The sequence below is a fragment of the Arhodomonas sp. KWT genome (assembly GCF_010993615.1).
In genome coordinates, this window is sequence record NZ_WNXE01000112.1 from 1 (window position 1) to 9,481 (window position 9,481).

At 71.6% G+C, this 9,481-nt stretch carries 9 protein-coding genes; 6 read left to right on the forward strand and 3 right to left on the reverse strand.

Going from position 1 to position 9,481, the window contains the following annotated elements; translation table 11 throughout:
- Positions 1–660: alpha/beta hydrolase (locus tag G7A99_RS13805; RefSeq protein ID WP_163141083.1), on the reverse strand; the 660-nt coding region annotated here is incomplete at its 3' end.
- 131 nt (positions 661–791) lie between these two features.
- Here G7A99_RS13805 and G7A99_RS13810 point away from each other — a divergent pair.
- The 6 genes from G7A99_RS13810 to xerC all read left to right on the forward strand — a co-directional run bounded on the left by G7A99_RS13810 (position 792) and on the right by xerC (position 4,958).
- The gene (locus G7A99_RS13810; RefSeq protein WP_018718015.1) at positions 792–935 is read left to right on the forward strand and encodes a lipoprotein; all 144 of its coding nucleotides are present in this window, start codon (positions 792–794) and stop codon (positions 933–935) included.
- Between the two features lie 9 nt (positions 936–944).
- Entirely contained in the window at positions 945–2,195 is a 1,251-nt protein-coding gene (gene lysA, locus G7A99_RS13815; RefSeq protein WP_018718014.1) for a diaminopimelate decarboxylase, read from the forward strand.
- A gap of 103 nt (positions 2,196–2,298) precedes the next feature.
- Positions 2,299–2,481: a hypothetical protein gene (locus G7A99_RS13820; RefSeq protein WP_018718013.1), complete on the forward strand. Its 183-nt coding sequence runs from the start codon at positions 2,299–2,301 to the stop codon at positions 2,479–2,481.
- A gap of 11 nt (positions 2,482–2,492) precedes the next feature.
- The gene (dapF, locus tag G7A99_RS13825; protein WP_163141086.1) at positions 2,493–3,350 is read left to right on the forward strand and encodes a diaminopimelate epimerase; all 858 of its coding nucleotides are present in this window, start codon (positions 2,493–2,495) and stop codon (positions 3,348–3,350) included.
- Complete coding sequence (locus G7A99_RS13830; RefSeq protein WP_018718011.1) at positions 3,347–4,051, forward strand: DUF484 family protein; 705 nt, start codon at positions 3,347–3,349, stop codon at positions 4,049–4,051. Before dapF ends, G7A99_RS13830 begins: the two co-directional genes overlap by 4 nt.
- The gene (xerC, locus tag G7A99_RS13835; RefSeq protein WP_018718010.1) at positions 4,044–4,958 is read left to right on the forward strand and encodes a tyrosine recombinase XerC; all 915 of its coding nucleotides are present in this window, start codon (positions 4,044–4,046) and stop codon (positions 4,956–4,958) included. The genes G7A99_RS13830 and xerC overlap by 8 nt, the downstream gene beginning before the upstream one ends.
- Before the next feature lie 15 nt (positions 4,959–4,973).
- On the opposite strand, the gene G7A99_RS13840 is transcribed toward xerC, so the two are convergent.
- Both G7A99_RS13840 and G7A99_RS13845 read right to left on the reverse strand, forming a co-directional pair.
- Positions 4,974–6,212, reverse strand: coding sequence for a DUF3322 domain-containing protein (locus G7A99_RS13840; RefSeq protein ID WP_163141089.1), 1,239 nt, complete (start codon positions 6,210–6,212; stop codon positions 4,974–4,976).
- The coding region (locus G7A99_RS13845) for an ATP-binding protein (RefSeq protein WP_163141092.1) at positions 6,209–9,481 on the reverse strand (3,273 nt) is incomplete at its 5' end. The genes G7A99_RS13840 and G7A99_RS13845, both read right to left, overlap by 4 nt.

Below are 9,481 nucleotides of genomic sequence, written 5' to 3' on the forward strand. Positions count from 1 at the left end.
CACCCGCCGCAGCCAGGCGCCGATGGCGTGGATTTCCTCCATGCACACGGCGTGCTGCATGGGATAGTCGTGCCACTCCACGGTGTAGCCCGCCTGTTCCAGGCGCTCGGCGGAGCGCCGCCCGAACTCGAAGGGCAGGACCGGGTCCTGACGGCCGTGGGCCATGAACACCGGGGTGTCCGCGTTGGCCGCCGGCGCCTCCGCGAGGCGCTCGCGCAGGGGCAGGTAGGTGGACAGGCCCATGATGCCGGCAAGCCGCTGCGGATGGTTGAGCGCGGTGTGCAGGGCCACGGCGCCGCCCTGGGAGAAGCCCGCGAGCACCAGCCGCTCCGCGGGGACACCGCGCCCGGACTCCCGCTCGATCAGCGCGGTGACCGCCGCGCGGCTGCGCTCCAGGCCATCGGCGTCCTCGTGCATGGACTCGTCGAGGCCGTAGAGGTCGTACCAGGCACGCATGGACATGCCGGCATTCAGCGTGACCGGGCGCACCGGTGCGTGGGGGAAGACGAACCGCACCCGTGCGTCACGGGGCAGCCCCAGCTCCGGGACGACGGGCTCGAAGTCATGGCCATCGGCCCCCAGCCCGTGCAGCCAGATCACGGCGGCATCCGCGTCCTCGCGGGCACCGGTCTCGACCGTCTCCAGCAGTTCCTCGCTCATCTCGATCCTCCGCATACGTTTGCCGCGGGCATTCTACTAGGAACACCGCGTTCTCACGTGCGGCGACGGGTGGCGCCCGTCAACAGCGCCGGGCATCATCGCTATAATGCCGTGTTTTCCCAGGAGGTCCCATGACGCTTCGAGCCGCCGCCATTGCCGTCGCCCTCGCCGCCCTCACGGCCCTGGCCGGATGCGGGCGCAAGGGGGATCTCTACCTGCCGCCGCCGGCGGACACCCCCGCGGACGGCCAGCCAGCCAACACCGCAAACGACTGAGGAGCATCCATGGGCTTCGAGCTTCGCGACGGCCAGTGGTGGGCCGAGGACGTCCCCCTGCAGGCCATCGCCGACGAGCACGGCACCCCCGCGTACGTCTACTCCCGCGCCGCCATCGAGTCGGCATGGCGCGCCTTCGACGCGGCCTTCGCCGGCCATGACCACCTGGTCTGCTACGCGGTCAAGGCGAACGGCAACCTCGCCGTGCTCAACCTCCTCGCCCGTCTCGGCTCCGGCTTCGACATCGTCTCCGGCGGCGAGCTGGAGCGCGTGCTCGCCGCCGGCGGCGATCCGGCGAAGGTGGTGTTCTCCGGCGTGGGCAAGAGCGAGGCGGAGATGCGCCGCGCCCTTGAGGCGGGCATCCTGGCGTTCAACGTGGAGTCCGCGGCCGAGCTCCAACGCCTGGACCGCGTCGCCCGGGCAGCGGACCGGCAGGCACCAGTCTCCATCCGCGTGAACCCGGACGTCGACCCGCAGACACACCCGTACATCTCCACCGGGCTCAAGGAGAACAAGTTCGGCGTGGGCATCGACGAGGCCGCCGCGCTCTACCGCGAGGCCGCGACCATGCCCGGCATCCGGATCACCGGCGCCGACTGCCACATCGGCTCACAGCTCACCTCCGTGACCCCCGTCGCGGACGCCCTCGACCGCCTGCTGGTGCTGGTGGACAGCCTCGCCGCCGACGGCATCGAGCTGGAGCACCTGGACCTCGGCGGCGGCGTCGGCATCCGCTACCGCGACGAGGCGCCGCCGGCGCCGGACGACTACGCCGCCGCACTGCTCGAGCGCCTGGCAGACCGCACCCAGCGCCTGCTCATCGAGCCGGGGCGGGCCATCGTCGGCAACGCCGGCGTCATGCTCACCCGGGTGGAATATCTCAAGCACAACGGCGGGCGCGACTTCGCGGTGGTGGACGCCGGCATGAACGACCTGCTGCGCCCGGCGCTCTACCAAGCCTGGCAGGCCATCGAGGCGGTGCAACCGCGCAGCGACCGCCCGGCCGCCGCCTACGACATCGTCGGCCCGGTGTGCGAGAGCGCGGATACTCTCGGCGGCGAGCGCGAGCTGGCGCTCGCCGCCGGCGACGTCCTCGCGGTGCACTCCGCGGGGGCCTACGGCTTCGTCATGGCCTCCAACTACAACGCCCGGCCCCGGCCGCCGGAGCTGCTGGTCGACGGTGGCCGGGTCACAGTCGTGCGCGAGCGCGAGCGCTACGCCGATCTCTGGCACGGCGAGCATCTCCCCGGACCGGACTGAACCACCGCCCGGCGTGTGCGCTTGTCACCTCGCGCGCCGGGCCATATCCTCGGCCCGAGGGGATGATCAAGCCCCCGCGCGAGACAAGAGGATCACCACGACGGTGTCTGGCGACAACCTGCCGGTGGCGCTGGTAGCGCTGATACCCGTACTCGTCTTCTTCCTCTGGCAGTTCTGGCAGAGCCTGAACCGGTTCGCCGGGCGGCCGTACGGCCGGCAGGTCACGCCGCGCGCGCTCGTCGCGGGGCTCGGCCTGATCGCCCTGATACTGTTTTTCATGCTGTGACGGACATCCTCATGCAGGCACTGCACTTCGCCAAGATGGAGGGCCTCGGCAACGATTTCGTCGTCATCGACGCCACCGCCGAGCCCGTCGAGCTCACCGCCCCGCAGGTCCGGGCGATCGCCCACCGGCGCCTGGGCGTGGGCTGCGACCAGGTGCTGCTCGCCGAACCCCCGACCCGCGACGACGCGGACTTCCGCTACCGCATCTTCAACGCCGACGGCGGCGAGGTGGAGCACTGCGGCAACGGCATCCGCTGCCTCGCCCGGTTTCTCCAGCAACGCGGCCTCGCCGGCACCGGGACCCTGCGCATCGAAACCGCGGGCCGGCTGATCACGGTCACCCTGCGCGATGACGACGTCTCCGTGGACATGGGCCCGCCGGAGCTCGAGCCCGACGCCATCCCGTTCCGCACCGAGGAACGCGCGGTGGCGTATCCGCTGCTCGTCGACGGCGCCGAGCTCGAGATCAGCGCGGTATCCATGGGCAACCCCCATGCCGTGCTGCTCGTCGAGGACGTCGACCGCGCACCGGTCACCGAGCTCGGCCCCACCATCGAGCGCCATTCCGACTTCCCCAACCGGGTCAACGCCGGTTTCCTCCAGGTCGTCGACGGTGGCCACGCCCGCGTGCGCGTCTACGAACGCGGCGCCGGCGAGACCCTGGCCTGCGGCACCGGCGCCTGCGCCGCGGTGGTGGCGGGCCGGCTCCGCGGCCTGCTCGACGCGCACGTCGAGGTGGCACTGCGCGGCGGTACACTGGTGATAGACTGGGCGGGCGGTGACGCACCGGTGATCATGACCGGACCGGCGCGTCACGTCTTCGACGGCGTCATGCCCGCGCCCCCGGCAACGGAAGACCCGGCACCATGAACGAGTACGCCGAAAACGAGCCGGCCGTGGACGAGGCGGAGGAGGCCCGGATCGCGGGCTACCTGGCCGACCACCCCGGCTTCTTCACCCGTCACAAGGGCCTGCTCGTCACCCTGCACATCCCCCATGACGTGGCCCCCGCGATCTCGCTGCTGGAGTACCAGGTCCGTGTGCTCCGCGACGACGAACGCCGCCTGCGCCGGCGCCTGGACCAGCTCCTGCGCATCGCCCGGGACAACGACCGCCTCTCCGGGCAGCTCCACCGCCTGACCCTGGAGCTGCTCGACGCCGGCAGCGGCGAGGCGGCGGTCAACGCCCTGCAGGGCGTGCTGCAGAGCGACTTCCGCGCCGACCGCGTCGAGGTCACGCTGATCGGCAACGCCCTCGGCCACGTCCACGCCCGCCACACAGGCCGCGAGGACAGCCTGGCACGGCGGTTGCGCGAGCTCTTCCTCGGCCACCAGCCGGTGGTCGGCCGCCTGAGCGGCGACCAGATGCAGGCGGCCTTCGGCGAGGGGGCCGAGGGGCTGCGCTCCGCGGCGGTAATCCCGCTGGACGACGGCCCGGTGCAGGGGATCGTGGCCATCGGCAGCCGCGACCCGGAGCGCTATCACGGAGAGCTCGGCACCGTCTTCCTGCAGCGCCTCGGCGAGGTCGTGGCCCGCCAGCTCCGCCGCGACGCCACGGACCACGATGGCTGACGTCGACGACCTCGACGCCGGCGTCGCCGCCTTCGGCGCCCATCTCCGCGACGAGCGCGGCCTCTCCGCTGCCACCTGTCACCACTACCGCCGCGACCTCGAGGCCTTTGCCCACTACTGCCGCGACGCCGGCACCACGCACTGGTCGCGGGTCACCAGCGCCGAGGTGCGCGCCTTCGTCGCCGCCGGCCACCGCCGCGGGCTCGGCGGACGGTCCCTGGCACGGGCGCTTTCGGCCCTGCGCACCTTCTTCGCCTACCTCATGCGCGAGGGCATCGCGACGGCCAACCCCGCCGCCGACGTGACCGCACCGAAGAGCGGGCGCCGCCTGCCGGAGACCCTGGCGGTGGACGAGGCCGCCCGGCTGCTCGACGGCCCCGCCGACGATGACACCCTGGCGCTGCGCGACCGTGCCCTGTTCGAGCTGGTCTACTCCAGCGGCCTGCGCCTCGCCGAGGTCGCGGCACTGGACGCCGCCGACGTCACCCACGACCCGGAGACCCTCCGCGTCGTCGGCAAGGGCGCGCGCACCCGCATCGTCCCGGTCGGACGCACCGCCCGCGCGGCCCTGCAGGCGTGGCTCACCGTACGCGAGGGCCTGGCCCCGGCCACCGAGCCGGCACTGTTCGTCAGTCGCCGCGGCCGGCGGCTCGCCCACCGCTCCATCCAGCAGCGCCTGCGCGCCCTCGCCGACGAGCGCGGCCTCGGCCGCCCGGTGCACCCGCACATGCTCCGGCACGCCTTCGCCACCCACCTGCTGGAGTCCAGCGGCGACCTCCGCGCCGTCCAGGAGCTGCTCGGCCACGCCAGCCTCGCGACCACCCAGGTCTACACCCACCTGGACTTCCAGCACCTCGCCGAGGTCTACGACCGCACCCACCCGCGGGCCCGGCGCAAGCGAGACTGACCGCTGCGGCGACGGTCATCGCCGGGGCGCAGCCATTGAGGGAAGCTCGCACAGGTATCGCTCCAGCCAGCCGAACCCGATTCGTTCCTGTTCCAGACGCAGGTTCGCTCCCAGGGCATTGTCACGGAGGTCGCGGAACAGGGCCTGCTCGGCCCCGGTGAGCCTGTGGAGCTCGCCGGTGAAGCGCTGCTCGGCGGCCTCGCTGACCCACAGGGCCTGGTGGGCATCAAGGGTCTCCCGGTCCATGAGCAGGGAGCGGGTATGGGGCAGGTGGCTGCGCAGGCGCTCGAGGATGGCGAAGCCGTGGGTATCGATATCGCCCCAGTAATGGACGGCCACCCGGTGCAGCCAGGGGATGGCGCCGAGCTGATCCAGCGCGTAGCCCAGGCCGAAGATGACCAGGCCGGCGGCGTGGTCGGGGAAGGCCAGGCCGTTGATCTCGTTCTCGGTGATGAACACCGTGCGCACCGGCGGCTCGGCCTGGTCCGGATCCAGGGCGGCGAGCTCCGCCACCGGCACGGCCAGGTCGGTGAGGCCGCGGATGGCCAGGGCCGGGTCCAGCACACGGAAGCGCAGCCGCAGCGGGCGCTGGCGCAGGCCGTAACGCGCCTCGAAACCGCGGGCCCCGGTGTGCCGAGTGTCCACGGCGGATTCGGGCAACGCCAGATCCAGCAGCTCGGCCAGCAGGCGGCGGCGGTTGCCGATGAACTTGGTGTCCACGCCGGGGATGTCCAGCTGGCGCAGGTACAGCCCCGGGCGGGGATGGGCCTGGAGGTAGTCCACCACCGCCAGCAACCGGGGCCATTCCTCGGCGTGCTCCAGGGCGGTGAGCGGCCGGCGGGCCAGCCATTCCAGCAACGCCGGCTGGCGCGCCCGGGTGGTTTCCACCAGCGCGTCGAAGCGCCGGGCGTCCTGCTTGCGGCCCAGCAGGGCCAGGGCATCGTCGGCGTCGGCCACCCAGGCGGCGGTGGGCAGCCGGTTGGTGCCGTGGACGCGGTTGCGCACCGGCTGCCAGTCCAGCCGGTAGCCGTGGCCGCGGACCTCGCGGCTGTGCTCACGTAGGTTTCGGGCCCAGTCGCGGACGGCCTCGAAGTGCTCGGCCACCTCGCCGCCGGTGGGGGTGCGAAGACGCAGGCGCAAGGGGAAGGGGGATTCGCGGTGGACCCGGGCGGCCAGCAGCTCGCCGCGCCGCCAGCGTTTTTCCAGCTGACGGCGCAGGTCCTCGGGGTCGGTCCAGGCGGTCTTTGGGCTCACAGCGACTGGGCGGCGTCGGCCTGGCCCGTGCCGGTGCGGGCGGCCTTTTCGGCGTGGTATTCCTCGATGGTGAGGTTGCGCACCATCGAGCGGGCGCCGTCCGGCGAATGGACGAAGCCCACGCTGGCCACGAAGGGCTCGATGATGTGGATCTTCTGCAGCGGCGTGACGATGAGCAGCTGCAGGTTAAGCCGCCGGAACAGCTCCAGGCCGAAGCGGGCGGACTCGTCCGAGCCGCGGCCGAAGGCCTCGTCGATGACCACGAAACGGAATGTCCGCGAGCGCCGGGCGCCGGCCTCCAGGCCGAACTGGTAGGCCAGGCTGGCGGCCAGCACCGTATAGGCCAGCTTCTCCTTCTGGCCGCCGGACTTGCCGCCGGAGTCGGTGTAGTGCTCGTAGGCACTGTCGTCCTCGCGCCATTTCTCCTCGGCGGAGAAAGTAAACCAGTTGCGCACATCGGTGACCTTGCGCCGCCAGCGCCGGTCCGCCTCGGCGGTGCCCTCCCGGCCGCGCAGCCGCTCGATGATCCCGCGCACCTGCAGGAACTTGGCCTCGGAGTAAGCAGCGTCGTCATCGGCGCCGATGGTGCCCTCGGTACAGCTGCGCAGGTCACGCTGGAAGTCCCGGATCTCCACGTCGACGGCGGGCTCGGCCAGCAGCTCGATGTAGCGTCCCTGGTTGAAGTCGATGCCGTGCAGGGAGCGGTTGATGATGTCGATGCGCTCGCGGATGCCCTGGCGCTGGCGGTTGAGATGGGCCTGGAAGCTGGCCACCTCTCGAATGGTGTTCTCGTTGAGCAGCGCCTTGAAGCGCTGCTCGAAGCGCGGCAGGTCATCGTCCCTGAGGGTCGCCAGCATGGCCGCATACTCGCCGGCGGCGGCCAGGTTCGCGTCCATCTCCCGGGTCTCCAGGGGCCAGCTGTGGCAGAAATCGCTCATGGCGTTGACCACCCGTTCGGCCAGGCGCTTGAGCTGTTTCTCCTCCCGGTCAATCCGCTCCTGCAGCCAGCGGCGCATGTCGGACTGGCGATTGTCGCAGGACTCCACGGTGAGCTGCTGCTCGCCGAGGGCCTCCGGGCGCAGGTCCCGTAGGGCCGGGAAGGCCTGCTCGCGCTGCGCGTCGGTAGCGGCCTGGTGCACCGCCCAGGCAGCCCCCAGGGCCTCGGTAGCCCACTCCCGGCGCTCCTCCAGCTTGGCGCGCTCGTCCCGGGCCTTCTCCCGCTCGGCGTCGGTCTCCGCACGGGCCTGCTCCAGCGCTTCCAGCTGGCCCTGCAGGGCGCGGAGCTGGTCCGAGGCCTGTTCGATATGGCGTTTCTCCTCCTCCAGCCGGGCGATCTCGCTGGTGACGGCGCGCCAGTCCAGCTCGCGAAAGTCGGCGAACATCTCCAGCTGGCCCAGGGCCGTGGCCCGCTGCTGGAGCTCGCCGGCGTGCTTCTGCAGGGTGGCGATCTCATCGCCGGACTCGGCCATGCGCTGCTGCAGGTCGGCGGCCTGCTTTTCCAGGGCGGCGATCTTGGCCTCGTTGGACCAGCCCAGGATGAAACGGGAGCGGTCGTCGATGCGGTGGCGGTCGTCCTTCTCGTGGCGCTCGCCGCCGGTCTTGATCTGTCCGGCGCGAGTGACGGCCTTGGGCTCGCGGCGGAAGCGGGCCAGGTCGGCGCAGCAGGCGTAGTCGAAGCGCCGGGCCAGCTCCTTCTCCAGCCAGGGATAGAACGCCGAATCCGGGCGGATGGCCAGCTTGCGCACCAGGGAGTCCGGGTGCAGGTCCGCCGACCGGGTCTCGCGGGGCTGGCGCACCCGATAGTAAACCAGCCGGCCACGCAGGTGGGTGCGCTCCACCCACTCGGCCACCACCGGGTAGTACGTGTCCGGCACCAGCAGGGACAACCCGAAGTTGTGCAGCAGCCGCTCGGCGGCGCCCTCCCAGTCGCGCTCGTCGTCGCGGACCTGGATCAGCTCGCCGGCGAAGGGCAGGGCCTCAGGCTCAAGGTCCAGCTCCTCGCACAGACGCTGGCGCAGGGCCAGGCTGGCCGCCGGCAGGTTGGAGCGGCGTTGACGTAGGGAGGTGAGCTCGGTGTCGATGGCCTCGTGCTGCTCGCGCAACTCGCGGAAGGCCACCTCGGCCTCGGTGCGCTGGTTCTGCAGCTCGCCGGCACGCGCCTCGGTGCGCGCGCGCTCGGCGGCCAGGCGCCGCTGGTTGTCCAGGAAGGTGTCTGCGTCGGCCGCCTCGGGCAACTCCAGGGATCGAGCCAGCCGGTTATACTGCTCCGCCCGCCCGCGCCGGGCCTGCTCCTCGCGGCGGCGCTCCTCGATCTCCCGGGCCAGGCGCTCCAGGCGGTCGCCACCCTGCTCGGCGATGGCCTGACGCAGCTCGTCGCGCTCCTCCCCCTGACCCCGACGGCGCTCGTCCAGTCGCTCAATGCGGCTGCCGGTCCGGGCCAGATCGGCGCCCAGCCGCTCAAGGCGCTGCTCCAGCAGGTCCGCCTTGAGCCCGGCAAACCAGGGCTCCAGGGCCTCGCGGCAGGCCCGCCAACGCTCCACCTGGCTGTTCAGCTCGGCGTGGCGGTCAGCATCGGCCACCAGCGGTTCCAGGGCCTCGATCTGGCGGCGGGCGTTGACCACCGCATCGTGGGCCCGATTGAGGTCGTCGAAGTGGCCGATCAACGCCTCGATCTTCTCCTCGACCGGGGCGGCTTCCAGCATGTGGCTGCGCACGAACTCGGTGAGATTACCCACCGACTTCATGGACACGGTCTGACTGAACAGCTCCAGGGCCTGCTCGCCGTTAATGCCGAAGCGCCGACGGAAGGCCGCGCCGTAGGGCGGAAAGGTGTCGTGGACCTCCACCCGCGGCGCGTCGCGCAGGCGTTTCTTCAGGGCGTTGATGTCGGCGCCGAAGTCGGCGAAATCGCCGGCGACGGACAGCGCCGCGTCGGCCACAACGTAGAAGCGCTGGGGCTGGCCCTGGTCCTTGACCCAGAACACCTGGGCCAGGGTGACGTCGTGGTCGAAGCCTTCGTTGCGAAAGCGGGCCAGGATCACCGAGTAGCTGTTGTGATCGCGCAGGGCTACGGGCTTGGCCGCCGCGCCGGCCTCGTCGCGCTCGGACTTGTAATAGCCCAGCACGTACGAGCGCAACGAGCGCTCCCGGGCCTCGGCACCGGCGGCCTTGTTGTAAGTGATGCGCTGGGCCGGCACCAGCAGCGTGGTGACGGCGTCCACCAGGGTGGATTTGCCGGAGCCGATATCGCCGGTGAGCAGGGCGTTGTC